23 protein-coding genes are annotated in these 12,909 nt (G+C 68.9%); 16 read left to right on the top strand and 7 right to left on the bottom strand.

Annotation, left to right across the window (positions count from 1 at the left end; translation table 11 throughout):
- Nucleotides 1-319: 319 nt before the first annotated feature.
- The 12 genes from H537_RS41335 to H537_RS52360 all read left to right on the top strand — a co-directional run bounded on the left by H537_RS41335 (nucleotide 320) and on the right by H537_RS52360 (nucleotide 5,712).
- Nucleotides 320-1,381 (top strand): DUF932 domain-containing protein, encoded by a 1,062-nt coding sequence (locus tag H537_RS41335; RefSeq protein ID WP_051241955.1) that lies wholly within the window; start codon nucleotides 320-322, stop codon nucleotides 1,379-1,381.
- A 143-nt stretch (nucleotides 1,382-1,524) separates the two neighbouring features.
- On the top strand, nucleotides 1,525-1,740 hold the full coding sequence (locus H537_RS0105295) for a hypothetical protein (protein WP_028997062.1): 216 nt from the start codon (nucleotides 1,525-1,527) through the stop codon (nucleotides 1,738-1,740).
- A gap of 1 nt (nucleotide 1,741) precedes the next feature.
- On the top strand, nucleotides 1,742-2,062 hold the full coding sequence (locus tag H537_RS0105290) for a hypothetical protein (RefSeq protein ID WP_156901419.1): 321 nt from the start codon (nucleotides 1,742-1,744) through the stop codon (nucleotides 2,060-2,062).
- Nucleotides 2,063-2,064: 2 nt separating this feature from the next.
- The gene (locus H537_RS52365; protein ID WP_156901417.1) at nucleotides 2,065-2,205 is read left to right on the top strand and encodes a hypothetical protein; all 141 of its coding nucleotides are present in this window, start codon (nucleotides 2,065-2,067) and stop codon (nucleotides 2,203-2,205) included.
- Nucleotides 2,202-2,819: a hypothetical protein gene (locus H537_RS0105280; protein WP_156901415.1), complete on the top strand. Its 618-nt coding sequence runs from the start codon at nucleotides 2,202-2,204 to the stop codon at nucleotides 2,817-2,819. The genes H537_RS52365 and H537_RS0105280 overlap by 4 nt, the downstream gene beginning before the upstream one ends.
- Nucleotides 2,820-2,845: 26 nt before the next feature.
- Nucleotides 2,846-3,157, top strand: coding sequence for a hypothetical protein (locus tag H537_RS0105275; protein WP_028997059.1), 312 nt, complete (start codon nucleotides 2,846-2,848; stop codon nucleotides 3,155-3,157).
- Nucleotides 3,154-3,441, top strand: coding sequence for a hypothetical protein (locus H537_RS0105270; RefSeq protein WP_028997058.1), 288 nt, complete (start codon nucleotides 3,154-3,156; stop codon nucleotides 3,439-3,441). Before H537_RS0105275 ends, H537_RS0105270 begins: the two co-directional genes overlap by 4 nt.
- 104 nt (nucleotides 3,442-3,545) lie before the next feature.
- Nucleotides 3,546-3,737: a hypothetical protein gene (locus tag H537_RS0105265; protein WP_028997057.1), complete on the top strand. Its 192-nt coding sequence runs from the start codon at nucleotides 3,546-3,548 to the stop codon at nucleotides 3,735-3,737.
- A gap of 81 nt (nucleotides 3,738-3,818) precedes the next feature.
- Complete coding sequence (locus H537_RS50670) at nucleotides 3,819-4,589, top strand: hypothetical protein (RefSeq protein WP_051241952.1); 771 nt, start codon at nucleotides 3,819-3,821, stop codon at nucleotides 4,587-4,589.
- Nucleotides 4,586-4,945, top strand: coding sequence for a beta barrel domain-containing protein (locus H537_RS0105255; RefSeq protein ID WP_028997056.1), 360 nt, complete (start codon nucleotides 4,586-4,588; stop codon nucleotides 4,943-4,945). The genes H537_RS50670 and H537_RS0105255 overlap by 4 nt, the downstream gene beginning before the upstream one ends.
- Before the next feature lie 104 nt (nucleotides 4,946-5,049).
- Nucleotides 5,050-5,364 (top strand): TrfB-related DNA-binding protein, encoded by a 315-nt coding sequence (locus H537_RS41325; RefSeq protein WP_051241949.1) that lies wholly within the window; start codon nucleotides 5,050-5,052, stop codon nucleotides 5,362-5,364.
- A gap of 153 nt (nucleotides 5,365-5,517) precedes the next feature.
- Nucleotides 5,518-5,712 (top strand): hypothetical protein, encoded by a 195-nt coding sequence (locus tag H537_RS52360; RefSeq protein WP_156901414.1) that lies wholly within the window; start codon nucleotides 5,518-5,520, stop codon nucleotides 5,710-5,712.
- Nucleotides 5,713-5,805: 93 nt separating this feature from the next.
- Here H537_RS52360 and H537_RS0105245 read toward each other — a convergent pair whose 3' ends face one another.
- Together H537_RS0105245 and H537_RS41320 are read right to left on the bottom strand one after the other, a co-directional pair.
- Nucleotides 5,806-5,994: a hypothetical protein gene (locus tag H537_RS0105245; RefSeq protein WP_028997055.1), complete on the bottom strand. Its 189-nt coding sequence runs from the start codon at nucleotides 5,992-5,994 to the stop codon at nucleotides 5,806-5,808.
- A gap of 23 nt (nucleotides 5,995-6,017) precedes the next feature.
- The gene (locus H537_RS41320) at nucleotides 6,018-6,548 is read right to left on the bottom strand and encodes a hypothetical protein (RefSeq protein ID WP_051241943.1); all 531 of its coding nucleotides are present in this window, start codon (nucleotides 6,546-6,548) and stop codon (nucleotides 6,018-6,020) included.
- A 627-nt stretch (nucleotides 6,549-7,175) separates the two neighbouring features.
- On the opposite strand from H537_RS41320, the gene H537_RS50665 reads away from it, so the two are divergent.
- Nucleotides 7,176-7,481 carry a YHYH domain-containing protein gene (locus H537_RS50665; RefSeq protein WP_238446614.1) on the top strand — a complete coding sequence of 102 codons (306 nt, stop codon included), beginning with the start codon at nucleotides 7,176-7,178 and terminating at the stop codon, nucleotides 7,479-7,481.
- 71 nt (nucleotides 7,482-7,552) lie between these two features.
- Here the strand turns inward: H537_RS50665 and H537_RS0105230 are convergent, their stop codons facing one another.
- The gene (locus H537_RS0105230; RefSeq protein WP_238446613.1) at nucleotides 7,553-8,347 is read right to left on the bottom strand and encodes a DNA/RNA non-specific endonuclease; all 795 of its coding nucleotides are present in this window, start codon (nucleotides 8,345-8,347) and stop codon (nucleotides 7,553-7,555) included.
- 149 nt (nucleotides 8,348-8,496) lie between these two features.
- Between H537_RS0105230 and H537_RS0105225 the strand changes: the two genes are divergently transcribed.
- Entirely contained in the window at nucleotides 8,497-8,802 is a 306-nt protein-coding gene (locus H537_RS0105225; RefSeq protein ID WP_169516949.1) for a helix-turn-helix domain-containing protein, read from the top strand.
- Nucleotides 8,803-8,932: 130 nt separating this feature from the next.
- Here the strand turns inward: H537_RS0105225 and H537_RS0105220 are convergent, their stop codons facing one another.
- From H537_RS0105220 to H537_RS54875, 3 genes are all read right to left on the bottom strand, one after another.
- Entirely contained in the window at nucleotides 8,933-9,406 is a 474-nt protein-coding gene (locus H537_RS0105220; protein ID WP_028997052.1) for a YbhB/YbcL family Raf kinase inhibitor-like protein, read from the bottom strand.
- 93 nt (nucleotides 9,407-9,499) lie between these two features.
- Nucleotides 9,500-9,811 (bottom strand): hypothetical protein, encoded by a 312-nt coding sequence (locus H537_RS0105215; protein ID WP_051241939.1) that lies wholly within the window; start codon nucleotides 9,809-9,811, stop codon nucleotides 9,500-9,502.
- A gap of 139 nt (nucleotides 9,812-9,950) precedes the next feature.
- Nucleotides 9,951-10,163 (bottom strand): hypothetical protein, encoded by a 213-nt coding sequence (locus tag H537_RS54875; protein WP_051241937.1) that lies wholly within the window; start codon nucleotides 10,161-10,163, stop codon nucleotides 9,951-9,953.
- Nucleotides 10,164-10,416: 253 nt separating this feature from the next.
- Between H537_RS54875 and H537_RS41305 the strand changes: the two genes are divergently transcribed.
- Nucleotides 10,417-11,739, top strand: coding sequence for an IS1182 family transposase (locus H537_RS41305; RefSeq protein WP_043458257.1), 1,323 nt, complete (start codon nucleotides 10,417-10,419; stop codon nucleotides 11,737-11,739).
- A 173-nt stretch (nucleotides 11,740-11,912) separates the two neighbouring features.
- On the opposite strand, the gene H537_RS54870 is transcribed toward H537_RS41305, so the two are convergent.
- Nucleotides 11,913-12,323 carry a hypothetical protein gene (locus H537_RS54870; protein ID WP_051241931.1) on the bottom strand — a complete coding sequence of 137 codons (411 nt, stop codon included), beginning with the start codon at nucleotides 12,321-12,323 and terminating at the stop codon, nucleotides 11,913-11,915.
- 242 nt (nucleotides 12,324-12,565) lie between these two features.
- On the opposite strand from H537_RS54870, the gene H537_RS0105195 reads away from it, so the two are divergent.
- Nucleotides 12,566-12,862 (top strand): hypothetical protein, encoded by a 297-nt coding sequence (locus tag H537_RS0105195; RefSeq protein WP_156901412.1) that lies wholly within the window; start codon nucleotides 12,566-12,568, stop codon nucleotides 12,860-12,862.
- Nucleotides 12,863-12,909 lie beyond the last annotated feature (47 nt).

The raw sequence follows: 12,909 nt of genomic DNA, 5'->3' as shown, positions 1-12,909 counted from the left end.
GGCAATCTGAGTTTGTTCAGAAAGGTCCATGTGCTGCTCCAAAAAAGACCGGGAAGCTGGCCCGGCAAAAAAGGATGCGGATTGAGCCGGGAAGGCGCCCGGCGCGTAGGCCGTTGCTTTGTCGCTGGCCGTGAATTAAATATAGCTCAGGCTGCTTGGTGAATAAATAGAACTTAATAGATTATTACGCTTCAGATGCTGACTGACAATTTAGGCTTCATAAAATGGTTCCTGGAACTATAATTAATGTCATGGAATCAACGAACAGGAACTGCGGTTGATTCCTCCCCCGGTTTTTCCTTCACCACTGGAGATAACCATGGCACACCTGATCGACACCACCACCGGCCAAGCCGCCATCGCCTATGTCGGTGAGGCTCCCTGGCACAAGCTCGGACAGCGCCTGACGGCCGGCGCCGACCTCGAAACCTGGCGCCATGAGGCCGGGCTGGCGTACACGGTCCAGCGCACGCCGGTGCTGTTCCAGCGTGCCCATGCCGGCGCCTCGGACCGCATCGAGGCGATGGCGGGCCGGGACGTGCTCTACCGCTCGGACACCGGGGCGCCGCTGTCCGTGGTCGCCAAGGACTATCGTGTGGTGCAGCCGGGCGAGGTCCTGGAGTTCTTCGGCAAGCTCGCCGACCTGGGCGGCTTCAGCCTGGAAACCGCAGGCGTCCTGGCCGAGGGCCGGCGCGTGTGGGGGCTCGCGAAGGTGAGCGACGGCGCCCCGGTGATCGGCCACGACGTGGTGCGGCCCTATGTGCTGCTGGCGACGAGCTACGACGGGACCATGGCCACGGTTGCCAAGTTCACGGCGGTGCGCGTGGTCTGCCACAACACGCTGACGATGGCCGCCGGCGCGGCCGGCCTGGGGCAGACCGAGGCCGACAAGACCGAAGGGGCCGTCGTGCAGTGCGTGCGAGTCCCGCACGTGCAGAAGTTCGACGGCGAGGCGGTGCGCCAGCAACTGGGCATCGTCGCTTCCGTGTGGGAGCGCTGGCTTGTGGAGGCGCGGCTGCTGGCCGAGGTTGCGGTGAGCGAGGCGCAGGCCGACAAGTTCATGGCCGATCTGCTGCTCTCCGTCCAGGCCACACCCAAGGGCAAGCCGGTGGCGGATGTGCGCGCCAGCCGGGGCTACAAGCGGCTGATGGGCCTGTTCGGCGGCGAGCAGATCGGCGCCGACCTGTGCGGCAACGCCAATGCGTGGGCACTGCTCAACGCGGTGACGGACTACGTGGACCACGAACGCGGGCGCAGCGACGACACGCGCATGACTTCGGCGTGGTTCGGTGCTGGTGAGGGTCTGAAGCTCAAGGCCTGGGACGCAGTGCGCGAGATCGCGGTCAAGGCTGGCGCGATAGAGCCTGCCTGCGTTGCCTGACCAACCGGCCCGGCCGCGCGCCGGGCCGCCGACCTCTCGCGCCGCGCTGGTGCTGCGCTACGAGACCTGCAGTGCATCGACGGCCTCACCCCGGAGCAACTGCTGCACGGCGCCCAGCGCGCCGCCTGAACAGGAGCCAAGCCATGCCCGCCATCTCACCCGCTGACATCAAGAAGGAGGCCGCGCGCATTGCGGCCCTGTGGGACAGCGATGGCCCAGACGCTGCCCGGCAGGCGTTCCGGCAGCAATGCCAAGCCTGGAACCTGCTCCGCTGGGAGGCGGTCGTTTTCTCTGACGCGGTACATGCGGAACGTTTCCGCGGTTCTGCCCAGCAGGGCAGCAAACCCGCCGGAGGCTGACATGGGAGCAGCCGCACAACACCGGGGTATGCATCACGGCGGCGTCACGCGCTTCCTGGCCCTGGAGCACCTGCGCGTGATTGCGGGGACCGCCGCCATGTTCGCCAGGAGCCCGGCGCTGCGGCGCGTGGGTTGGCTTCCGGCTGCCATCACCAGCAGCGCACCGCGCCGCAATGGCGGGGAGGTTGGTCGCTGGGAGGACAGCCGCGAGGCCCGCCGCTTGGGTGACGAAGCCCGCCGGCTCCTGGCAGCGGGCGACCGAAGCGCCGCTGCCGACGCCCTCAGCAAGCTGGCTGACCTCCAGTGCACCGCGGAACGCTGACCATGAACACCCTGACCGATCTTCACCAGCAGGCCGAGGCCGAGCGTGCGCTGCTGGCGCAGTTCAGCCAGAGGGAGCTTGGCCGCATCGCGCTGGGCTCTCCTTCCCTGGTCTCTATCACCCACCACCTGGAGCAGCCATGAATACCGATCCTGTACTTGCCGGCTTCGACAGGTTCATGACCGCCGTGCGCGGTATCGACGCCCGGCACATTGCCCAGGCGCTCAACGCGTTCACTCCCGGCACGGACTGGCGCGGCTGCTCGAAGTACCGCATGGCGGAGTGCTACGGGCTGGCAGTGGCGGACAGCAGCCCGGGTGTGTTCGACCTGGCCGCGGCGGGTTTGCGCCGGCTGGATCTCGCCGCGCTGTCGATGCGCGCGCAGGCCTGCGCCGAAGGGTGCGCGGGTTGGAGTGGGCTCGATGCCTGGAAAGCTGCGCCGCCGACGCCCACTACGACCGAGATCGCCGCCGAAGCCTTCAAGGCCCCGCTGCTGGCGGTCATGCGTCAAGAGCTGCACGAGGTGTCGCGTTCGCTGCTGCGCACCGAGGACAGGCTGCGCGCTGTACAGCAGCGGGTGAAAGACCTGCAGGAGCACAACGCCGCGCTGCTGGCACTGGTGGAGCAGGCGGCCGCTCCGGGCGGCATCGGCGAGCATGAATTCGCCCGTCCCGGTGGCTGGCGCGAGCGGGCGCTGCGCGCTATCCCGGCGCCTGGTGCCCTGGCCGGGAAGCACGAGGACCAGGCGCCAGCCTGACCTGACCTTCTTCACCGGGGAGCGCCATGTACTACATCGAGAAGTACCGGGGCACCGGCAACCCGGCGACGGACCACAACAGGTCCAGCTGGGAAGCGGCTTTCGGCCTGAAGTCCGGCCGCTCCTACTTTGATGCGCGCGACGACGACGAAGCGCGCGAGAAGTTCGACGCCGAGCTCAAGCGCATGCGCTGCGGCTTCTACCGCCTGTCGTGCCTTGCTGGCTTCGGCTACGGCACCCATAAGCGGCAGGTCATGGCCAAGGACTTCAGCAAGCCCGACGCCGCGCCTGGTGCTGCTGGAGCCAGGCACCCGACCGGGAGGAGCAAAGAAGCATGACCACCAGCCTCCCAGGTGCCACAGGCCAGTGCCGCCGTTGCCAGCACTGGCAGCGCCGCGGCGGCACGGTGGCGCTGGCGGCCATGGGCTGCAGGGCCTTCGAGCGCGAGCAACCCGAGCGAACCGCGGCCCTGCTCGCTGCCGTGGCCGTGGAGCGATCCAGCCGCGGGGTCTGCCCCGTGTGCGAGCCACTGCCCGACGAGCCCGATTCCTTCATCGCGCGGGATCTGCCGCTGGCGCCCGCGTCCGCCTCGCCTTCCACAGGTATCGAAAGGCTGAAATGACGTTGTCCACTTCAACCACTGCGCGCGGTGCTTCCCGGCCGCCGTGTGCGGCACCGCAGCCACTGCCTGCCCGGCTTGTGGTCCTGGCCGATCCTGCGTGAGCCATGGACACCCGCTCTGCGCAAGTCCGCCTGGTGTCCCACCAGGAGTTCCGGCAGGCACTGCGGCAGGCTGGCCACGGGCTCGCCGCAGCCGTTGCCTACCGCTACGACGCGCGGCGCGGCGAAACCGTCTGGACGGTCAACGGCCGGCCCTTTCAGGCAAGGATGGCAGGGAGCCTGCACCTGGTGCCGTGACTGCGGAGCTTGGCCGTCAGCAGGAAGCGGCGCAGCTTGATTTGTTCGCGACCAGGGCCTGCAATGGATGAAGGAGCAACGATGAAAGACAATGGCGACGGCAACCGGCTGCAGCGCCTTGAAGCACTGTACGAGGCCGTGTGCAACTGGGCCGGCGAGCGCGAGGTGCACCACCCCAGCGACGGCGCGCTGCTCAAGGCCTTGTGGGCCTTCGATGGCGACTACTACACAGGGCCATGTCCGGGCTGCGACGCCGAGTGCGACGAGCCTTGCGCGCAGGCGTGCACCGTGGCTGAAGCGCACGCGCGCATCGACGCGGAGATGCTTTCAAGGGAGCGGGCCATCCGCGACGAACAGCAGGCCCGGGAAGGACTGCACACGGCCGCACGCACGGCCTTGCTGGCGCTGCAGGATGATGAAGCCGGCGAAGGCATGCGCCGCCTGGCGGCGGTGCTGCTGCGCGGCGCATTGCCGTCCGCCACGCGCCAGCGGCGTCGCGCCGCTGATGCCGACCCGCAGCTGCAGCCGCTGCTCGCCGCGCGCGACGTGCTGGCCGAGCGCCTGCGGCAGTTCGATGTCGAGGGCTGGACACCGGAGCACGACGACCAGTACACCGAGGGAGAGCTCGCGGTGGCCGCCGCCTGCTACGCCGTCAGCAGCATCGACCCGGACGACGTGGCGAAGGAGCCGCCGCGGCTTTGGCCCCTGCCGGCGCAGTGGTGGAAGCCTTCGACCGCGGAGCGGATGTTGGAACAGGCGGGTGGGCTGCTGTTGGCGGAGATGGAGCGGCGCCGGCGCCGGCGCCGGCGCACGCGCCTCGCACCCATTGACAGCGATGAGGAGCGGCCGTGAACACAGGTGTCGGTCAGAACGCGAAGTTCACGAAGGGCGGCCTGCTGTGGTTCGTGCCTGCCAGATCGAAAGACGCGCCCCGGGACGTGTCCATCGATGCCGTCGGAACGAAATGGCTGACATGTGCCGGTATCGGCCGCGTGGACAAGGCCACCTTGCGCCCGGAGGAAGGTGGTGGCTGCTGCTATCCGAGTCGCCAAGCTTGGGAAGCCGAGAAGGCGCTGTTGAAGGCGTGGAAAGAGTTCTCTCTGGAGGTCAGCTGTTGCGTGATTCCGCCAGTGGCGACGGTGGAGCAGATCGAAGAGGCGCGCAAGGTCCTGGGCTTGAACTACCGGATTTGCTTGCCGGATGAATAGGACAGTACGGGTTCCCGGCCGGTCCAGCGCCGTGGCCAACACCATTGAAACCGTCCCTCCGTCGCCCAGGTACGCTTTCCGGCCAGCCTGAACAAAGGACATCGATGACGAAGGTTTCCATGAAGGCCGAGGAGTTCGACAGCCTCAGAGAACGGCTGGGGAAGATGACCCCGGAAAGCATTGCGATCGCGCGGGAGGTGCTGGTGGACGGGGTGCCCAAGTTCCTGGTCGCCGAACGGCACCGGCTCACGCAGCCGCGCGTGGGTGCCATCGTCGACCGGGTGCTGGCCGCTGCCCAGGACGTCCCGAGAAACTGGGAGCGCGTCGAGGTATGGCTGCCGCCCGAGCTGGCGCAGCAGGTGCGGGAGATGGAGGCGCAGGCGCGCGCACGGGCCAAGGCCCAGGGCGACTCGTGCTGACGCCATCTGCCAGGGCTGCCTGGGACCGGTCGCCATGGATCGGGGCCCGCAGGTGAAGGGCAGCGCCCTGACGCGCCGGCGCAACTTGTCATCCTTCCGTAATTGAAATCGGCGCCAATCTTTGGAGCGGCGAAGTAAGGGCGGGAGGACGACATGTCGCTGTTGAGAACCGTGTTCCGGCGCAGGCGGATCGTGAAAAGTTCGAAGTTCGAAAATCTGGGAGAGTCGTCGGTCGATGCGCTCAGGCGAGTGGAGGCCGAGTGTGACTGGAGCGACGCGGCACGGCTCTTCACCGAAGCTCCGCTGGAGCCGCGCCAGCCAACAGAGCCTGCCGCTCACGTCGGCTGAAGGCCTGGGCTTCCTTTCTCCAGGGTGGGCGGTAGCCTGCCAGACCGATTCACCGCAAGGCCGTTGTGCTGCTGGGCGCTGGACCGGTGGAGGTCAGCGCTGTGCTTCTGGTCCCGCCCCGGTGCCCGCTGCGGTCAGCGTGGCCGCGCCAGCAGGATGTGCAGGACGTGCACCCGAGAAGTTGCCATGCCGCGCGCCGGTGTGGCCCACCAGCCGCACCGTGGGCAGCACGCCGACCACGGAGCTGATCTGCCGCGTGGCTTGGATCACCGCGTCGTCCATTGCGCAGGTGCCGGCGGGCCGTGCTACCTGCGCCCGGGAGCAGGACTGCGGTGGCGGCCCGGGAGGTGGGCCACGACGGCGTCGGCGCTGGGGTCCGCGGCCAGCGCATCGAACCAGGCGTGCAGGGCGGCCACCGGCGCGGTGTCCCGGCTGTAGTAGGCGAGCTCGCCGCCGGCCGGGACGTCGCGGTAGCTCACGAGGAGGCTGCCCGGCGTGGCCCCACCCAGCCGCCCCAGCGCCAGCACGTCGCGGCCAGGAACGTGTCCCGGGCCTGCGAGCCCGCCAAGCAGGACGGCGTTGCGGATGTCGCGCAGGCGCCGGCGCACGAGACGCACCTGCAGCTCGTCGCCGGGGTCCCTGGCCACCACGCGCTGGACGCCGCCGCTGTCCAGCTCGGTGAACATCTGGATCGCGGCCTGGAAGGCCCGTGCAGCGCCGGCGTTCCCCTGCAAAGCCACCTCGGCGATGCGCTGGGCGGTCGCTTCCTGGCTCCATGCAGGCAGGCTGCACGTGGCAGCGAGCGCCAGGGCCGCGGCCAGGTGAGATCGAACCATCTGCTTTCCCCCTCGATGGTTTTGTTGTCGCACCGTGATGGCGGTGTCCACGCAAACATGCCATGGCCTGCGTTTTCCCTGCATCCGGGCCAACGCGGCCCCATGGCACAAGACGCCTTGCGCCTGGGCTTGCTCCCTCGGGGCACTTCCTGAAGTCGAGGCATCGGGTAAGCCCAGAGTCCGCGACGAGGACTGCGGCCGTAGGATGGCCTCGGGCGGCCAGGGCGGGCGTTTGCTCCCTTCCTGCGCGGTGTAGTACCCGTTTCCGGGCCGCCCAGCATCGATGCGGCGCCTGTCCGGCGGGCTCGCAACCGACTTCTGTTTCCGGCCTCGCGCCGTGCACGGCGGCCTCCATGGGTCGTTGCGATTGGGCCATCCTGAGCGCCAACGGCAGTCATGGGACACGAGGCTGCGCGCATCAGGAGGCGGTGGCCGCGTCCGACCTACGAGGCAACGCCAGCTCCGGTATCCGGCAGCCCGGTCACGGGTACGCGACAGCGCCTCGCTTTCCAACAACCTCAACTTCGCAGGGACACGATGGCGTACGCATGGCCTCCCGCAGGAGTTCGTCGTTCGCGGCGCCGCCCATCGGGGCATCGCGTACCCTTGGTGGGGAGGATCAGAGGGATGATGAAATGCCTGCTGCTGCTTGCCGCCGCGGGTCTCGTCGCCGTGTCGTCGCAAGCTGGCGCGCACGGCGGCGGCCTGAACGCCGAGGGCTGCCACCACAACCGCAAGACCGGCGACTACCACTGCCACCGCGCGCAGCTGGCGCCCTCGCCACCCCCGACCAGCCTGGCGTCCGGTGCCCAGACCACGCGGGACGCCGAGCGCATGCCTGCGTCGCCCGGATCACCGACTTGCCATGTCGGCCCCCGCGGCGGGACCTACACCATCACGAGCAGCGGCAGGAAGAACTACGCGGGCTGCTGACGCTCCTACTGGACTCCGGGACCGGCGTCGGCTCGGCCACTGCAGCCGGCCAAGGCGGCGGCTCGCGCGTTTCAGTCGTTGGGCGAGATGCCGGGCAGGAACTCGATGCCGGTGCGCCGCACGAGCTCGGCGTAGGTGATGGGCTTGCCCGCGCGAGCCTCGTTGCTGTTCTCGCTCCAATGCGCCCAGGCTCGGTTCGCCTGTTGGTCATAGACCAGCTTGAAAAGGTGTGAAGGCACCCATACTCGGCCGGCTCCGATGACCTGTGCGCCACTGGCGCCGTACACCGGCCCGGTGAAGACATAGACCGCGCCTTTCGCGCGGCGCACATAGCGCCGGGTGTCGTTCTCAAGTCCGGCCCAGAGCTTGCGGTTGTTCTCGGGGGCCTGCGGGACCATGTTGGCCAGCGAAAACGACTGCGCCATGGCGGTGGGGTTGGGCATGTCGGCCGCGGGCGCCATGTGGCCGCGGTCGAAGCCGCTGCCCTTGTAGTCGTCCAGCGTGGCGCGCTCGGCACTGGGCAGGCGCGTGTCGGCGAAGAAGCGGTTGGTCCGCTCCTCGTCGCTGGCGTCGGCCAGCTGCGCCGCGGTGAGCCTTTCCACGACGAAGACGGGTGTCTTGCTGCGGCCCGAGTGCAGGATGGCGAAGGCTTCGTAGCAGAGGTCGCGCGGCTGACGCTTTTGCAGCTCCGGAACCCGAGGCAGCACGCCCGGGAAGAACTGGCGGCAGTTGTTGAAACCCGAGACCAGGTCCGCCGCGGCTGCGGCCGGAACGTGCGTCGGCGTTGCGCCGGGCAGTGTGCCCATGTTGCAGCCGGTCAGCGCCAGCGCGCACACCGCGGTCAGCAAGAAGGTAACGGGCTTCATCCTCATCGCTTGGCAGGCGGCCGGCGGGAACAGCAAGGAGGTGCCTTGAAGGCTCTCATCGTTCAAGTCCCGGAGCACGCATCGGTAAAGTAAAGTTGATTGTATTCGCCAAATGCATTCAAATATCGTTTATGCCGCGCGCCCCGAAGATGACCAGTGACCTACCGGCACCGATTGCCCAGGCGCTGTCGGCGCTGGGCGCCAACCTGCGCCTGGCGCGCGAGCGCCGCGGCATGACGATCCGCGAGCTCGCGGCGCAGATCAATGCCTCGGCACCCACCGTCATCAAGCTCGAGCGCGGCGACCCGTCGGTGTCGATGGCGATCTACGCCGCGGCGCTGCACCTCTACGAGCGGCTGCAGTGGCTGCCGGACCTGGTGGATCCGCAATTCGACCGCGAGGCACTGCGCATCGAGCTTGCCGGCATTCGGCCGAGGTCGGCACGCCGGCGATGAACTGCCCGGCCGTCCCGCCACGGCCGGGCTGCCTGCGCCGCGGAGGAGCCTGGGACTGGGGCGGGGACGTCGCTGTCACGCTGGCCGCAGTGCGGCAGTTGGCTTGGCCAGCACCGGCGCAGGACCTCGGTCAGGGGTTCGACGCCGCGCGCTTCTGGTAGGTGCCCACGAGCTCGGCCTGCGCCAGCACATGGCCCTGCATGGCCTGCTCCAGCGCCGCCTTGGTCGGCCTGGGCAGCGCGGGCAGCACCGTGTCGAGAGCATAGAGCTTGAAAAAGTAGCGGTGCCGCCCGATGGGCGGGCACGGGCCGCCGTAGCCGCTGCGCTGCCAGTCGTTGAGCCCGTCACGTGCACCCCGGGGCGCTGCGCCGCCCTCTGGCAACCCACTCACGGCGGGCGGGATGTTGTAGAGCACCCAGTGCACCCATGTGCGCTGCGGGGCCGCGGGATCGGGCGCGTCCGGGTCGTCCACCACCAGTGCCAGGCTCCGGGTCCCGTCCGGCAGGCCGTGCCAGGCCAGCGCGGGCGCACGGTCCTGTCCTTCGCAGGTATGGATGGCAGGGATCTCGCCATGGGCGGGGAAAGCGGGGGAGCTCAGGTCCATGGGTCCTCCGTGGTGAAGGCCGCATGGAAGCGCCGATTGGCCGCCGCTGCAAGCTGCCTTGTGCAACACGCCCGCTGGATGGGGTTCGGGCCTTCAGGCGTGTCCTGGCGGATACGAGAAGCCGCTGCCGTGCTCCATCTCCAGCCGGGTTTCTTCCAGAAGGTCTTCCTGCACCGGGTCCGGCGCGCCACCTTCGCTGACGTGCGCCCGGTACCAGGCCGCGATCAGCAGCACCACAAGCGGCTGCGGACCTTCCACCATCTCGGCAAGGTCCAGGGCGCTGGCCTCGCAGATCGCCTCGATGGGCGCCATGCTGAAGCGCACCCGGCCATCAGTCACGTCGCGCGACAGGTGCAGGTCCTGGAACTCGACGCCATCGGGAATGGTCACGCGCAGCTGTCTCATGTGCTCCCTCGAAGCGTTGCCATGCCACGATATTCGCCCTTCATCGCGGGCCTGAGCAGGGCAGCCCTGGAAATCCCTGTCCCTGGAAACCAACGCCCGCAGGACCGCGGAGCAGAGCGATGTCAGGATGCCTGGGCTGTCAGGACATGGCGGACTTGGCGTCCGGAGTGTTGGTGGCAGGCGGCGCCTCGGGGGCCGTGGCAGAACCGCCGCCGGCTGCACGTGCAGGCTCGTTCAAGGTATTGGCACCCGCCTTGCGCGCAGCCTTCTTGCCTGGCGCACGCTTGGCTGCGGCGTTCTTGGCGGCGCGCTTCTTCGCAGCGGGCGTCGCGGCGTCGGCTGCCTTGGCCATCGGGGCCGCATCCGCGGGCGTGGCCTGAACGCGCGTCTTCTTGGCCGCGGCCTTTTTCGCAGCAGCCTTCTTCGTGGGTGCCGGCGTCTCAGAAGGCGTGAATGAATCTCCCCGCCGCCGGGACAATGGACGCATGAGTCAAGCGCCGTCCGCAACAGGGAGTGAACAGAGCCAGCCCAGCCTGTTCGGTGAAGGGGAACTGCCCGCGGGGCAGGTGGCGGCGCAGCCTCAAGGCCGCGCAGGCGAGCCGCGGCTGCTGCGCGCGCAGCGTGATCAGGTGGAGCTGCGCCCGTGCGAGCTGGACGCGCTGCTGGCGCCGAACCATCCCGTGCGCAGCGTCTGGGCTTTTGTGCAGGCGCTGGACTTGGCACCGCTGTACGCGGTCATCAAGTCGGTGCGCGGTGGCGCCGGCGCACCGGCCACGGACCCAGCGATCCTGGTGGCACTGTGGCTGTGGGCCACCATCGACGGCGTGGGCTCGGCGCGCGAGCTGGCGCGGCTGTGCGAGCGCGACGACGCGTACCGCTGGATCTGCGGCGGCGTGGGCGTGAACCACCACAGCCTGTCGGACGTGCGCACGCAGCACGCGGCGTGGCTCGATGCGCAGCTCACGCGCAGCATGGCCGCGCTCATGGAGCGCAAACTCGTGACGCTCAATGTCGTGGCGCAAGACGGTATGCGCGTGCGAGCTGCAGCCAAGGCGGCGAGTCTGCGCCGGCGCGAGCGGCTGCAGCGGCTGCACGAGCTGGCCCAGGCGCAGTTGCACGCGCTCAAGGCCGAGTTGCACGAAGACGCGGGCGCGAGCTCGCGGCGCAAGCAAGCGGCCCAGGAGCGTGCCGCGCGCGAGCGCGAACAGCGCCTGGCGCAGGCGCTGGCCACCCTGGACAAGATCGAGCGGCTGCCCCCGCCCAAGAAGAAGAACAAGAAGGCCAAGGGTCGCGACCACGACGGCCTGCCCCCGCCGGGTGCCGGCAGTGCGGCGCCCACGCCCAAGCCCGAACCCGAGCCGCGCGTGAGCACCACCGACCCCGAGGCGCGCGTAATGAAGATGGCTGACGGCGGGTTCCGTCCTGCATTCAACGCGCAGCTTGCCGTGGATGCGCCCACGCAGCTCATCGCCGCGGTGGCCGTGACCAACAGCGGCAGCGACATGGGCCAGATGGCGCCCATGCACCAACAGCTCGTGCAACGCTATGGCCGTGTACCCAAGCACTGGCTGGGCGATGGGGGATTTACCAAGCTGCAGGCCATCGAAGAGCTGCATACCCAAGGCACCCAGGCCGTGGTGCCGCCACCCAGCAGCCGCAACCCCGCCATCGATCCCTTCGCGCCCAAGGACAGCGACAGCGCCGCACTGGCTCAGTGGCGCGCGCTCATGGGCAGCGACGAAGGCAAGGCGCTGTACCGCCAGCGCGGCGCCACGGTGGAATGCGCCAACGCGCAACTGCGCCGCCGAGGGTTGCAGCAGTTCAACGTGCGCGGGTTGCTCAAGGCGCACGCCGTGCTGCTGTGGCACGCGCTGGCGCACAACCTCATGCGCATGCGCTCGCTGGGCGTCACCTTGGCCGCGAGCTGAAGCCGCGGCCGGGCCCCGTCGCGCAGCCCGCAACGGCTGCGACAGCCCTGGCTGCCCGCAGCGCCGGGCATGGCGACCCCGACAAGCGCCTTGCAGCCATCCACGGCCTGTGCGCGTACCGTCGCCGCTGGCTGCCTCAGTACCGCTCAACAGGCTCGGTGCAGGCAAATCGTTCACAGCTTCTCAGCCGGCTTCGCTCCAGCGGTCTTCTTCGCTGCCGGCGCGGTGGTCTTGGCACCGCGCGGGGCACGGCCTTCTTCCATGCCGAAGCGCTTGGCGGCCTTGGCATCGGATGTCGCCAGGTGCGCGCCCCTGACCGTCACGGGCTGCTCCAGCTGCACGGCGCCACTCTCGTCCATCTTGGCCAGGGTCTGCGCCAGCTTGGCGACTGCGCGGGCGAACTGCTTGACCGTCTTGGCGCCGACTGCGAGGTTGGCCAGGTCGATCTTCGTGCGGAACGTGGCTGCAGCCACTGGCTGCGGTACCTTCTTCGCTGCCGCCTTCTTGGCGACGGGAGCGGACTTCTTCGCAGCGGCTTTTTTGGCAGGCGCCTTGTTGGTGGCAGCGGTCTTCCTGGTCGGCATGGTGGTGTTGCTCCCTCAACGGGTGCGGTGTGTTGTGACAGTTGGGGATTATTGCCCCGGTGTCTTGCGCGCCGCTGGCGGCTTGCCCGAGTGAACAAGCGGGCAGGGAACCGGGGCCGGCATGGTTCGAACCGATGAGCACCAGCGTCGAGCACCATGACAACTTCGAGAACCTGCCGGGCCAGTCGTTGCGGCATGCGCGGTACATTGACCGTGTCCAACCCGTTCAGAGGAGGGCGCCCATGAACCGGTCAAGCCCTGTGGGGATGATGTTGCAGTTCGCGTTCGGCCCGGGGTCCCCAGGCGCCAGGCCGGCCAGCGGTCCGTCCGTCCATGCCGGCGATGCCTGCGCCCTTGAGGCGTCGCCGCAGATGCTGGCGCTGGCCGCCGCTGCGAGAGCGTGGTGGGAGGCCGGGCGGCCCGAAGGCTGGTCGCTGGAGCAGCACTTGGCCGCCCCGGCCGCTGGCTGCAACGCTTCGGTGCAGGAGCGGGCGCTGGCTGTGACCGTCGCGCAGTGGGTGATGAAGCAGGGCAGTTGAACAGCGCTGCGTGCCGTGGGCCAAGGCCACTCCCGGGCGAGCCTGGC

Origin of the sequence: Azohydromonas australica DSM 1124 (assembly GCF_000430725.1) — a bacterium.
GTDB classification, from domain to species: domain Bacteria; phylum Pseudomonadota; class Gammaproteobacteria; order Burkholderiales; family Burkholderiaceae_C; genus Azohydromonas; species Azohydromonas australica.
Note: the sequence above shows the minus strand (reverse complement) of the source record. Positions and strands in the feature narration are given on the sequence as shown.

Bases quoted from the DNA above. Each gene is read 5' to 3' on its own strand.
- H537_RS54875 (WP_051241937.1), bottom strand. From the start codon at position 10,163: ATGGCCAAGGCAGCCGACGCCGCGACGCCCGCTGCGAAGAAGCGCGCC.
- H537_RS41320 (WP_051241943.1), bottom strand. From the start codon at position 6,548: ATGGTTCGATCTCACCTGGCCGCGGCCCTGGCGCTCGCTGCCACGTGC.
- H537_RS0105245 (WP_028997055.1), bottom strand. From the start codon at position 5,994: ATGGACGACGCGGTGATCCAAGCCACGCGGCAGATCAGCTCCGTGGTC.
- H537_RS0105195 (WP_156901412.1), top strand. From the start codon at position 12,566: ATGAACCGGTCAAGCCCTGTGGGGATGATGTTGCAGTTCGCGTTCGGC.
- H537_RS41325 (WP_051241949.1), top strand. From the start codon at position 5,050: ATGACGAAGGTTTCCATGAAGGCCGAGGAGTTCGACAGCCTCAGAGAA.
- H537_RS0105275 (WP_028997059.1), top strand. From the start codon at position 2,846: ATGTACTACATCGAGAAGTACCGGGGCACCGGCAACCCGGCGACGGAC.
- H537_RS0105295 (WP_028997062.1), top strand. From the start codon at position 1,525: ATGCCCGCCATCTCACCCGCTGACATCAAGAAGGAGGCCGCGCGCATT.
- H537_RS0105225 (WP_169516949.1), top strand. From the start codon at position 8,497: ATGACCAGTGACCTACCGGCACCGATTGCCCAGGCGCTGTCGGCGCTG.
- H537_RS52365 (WP_156901417.1), top strand. From the start codon at position 2,065: ATGAACACCCTGACCGATCTTCACCAGCAGGCCGAGGCCGAGCGTGCG.
- H537_RS41335 (WP_051241955.1), top strand. From the start codon at position 320: ATGGCACACCTGATCGACACCACCACCGGCCAAGCCGCCATCGCCTAT.
- H537_RS54870 (WP_051241931.1), bottom strand. From the start codon at position 12,323: ATGCCGACCAGGAAGACCGCTGCCACCAACAAGGCGCCTGCCAAAAAA.
- H537_RS0105290 (WP_156901419.1), top strand. From the start codon at position 1,742: ATGGGAGCAGCCGCACAACACCGGGGTATGCATCACGGCGGCGTCACG.
- H537_RS0105265 (WP_028997057.1), top strand. From the start codon at position 3,546: ATGGACACCCGCTCTGCGCAAGTCCGCCTGGTGTCCCACCAGGAGTTC.
- H537_RS0105230 (WP_238446613.1), bottom strand. From the start codon at position 8,347: ATGAAGCCCGTTACCTTCTTGCTGACCGCGGTGTGCGCGCTGGCGCTG.
- H537_RS0105215 (WP_051241939.1), bottom strand. From the start codon at position 9,811: ATGAGACAGCTGCGCGTGACCATTCCCGATGGCGTCGAGTTCCAGGAC.
- H537_RS0105220 (WP_028997052.1), bottom strand. From the start codon at position 9,406: ATGGACCTGAGCTCCCCCGCTTTCCCCGCCCATGGCGAGATCCCTGCC.
- H537_RS0105270 (WP_028997058.1), top strand. From the start codon at position 3,154: ATGACCACCAGCCTCCCAGGTGCCACAGGCCAGTGCCGCCGTTGCCAG.
- H537_RS50670 (WP_051241952.1), top strand. From the start codon at position 3,819: ATGAAAGACAATGGCGACGGCAACCGGCTGCAGCGCCTTGAAGCACTG.
- H537_RS52360 (WP_156901414.1), top strand. From the start codon at position 5,518: ATGTCGCTGTTGAGAACCGTGTTCCGGCGCAGGCGGATCGTGAAAAGT.
- H537_RS0105280 (WP_156901415.1), top strand. From the start codon at position 2,202: ATGAATACCGATCCTGTACTTGCCGGCTTCGACAGGTTCATGACCGCC.
- H537_RS50665 (WP_238446614.1), top strand. From the start codon at position 7,176: ATGATGAAATGCCTGCTGCTGCTTGCCGCCGCGGGTCTCGTCGCCGTG.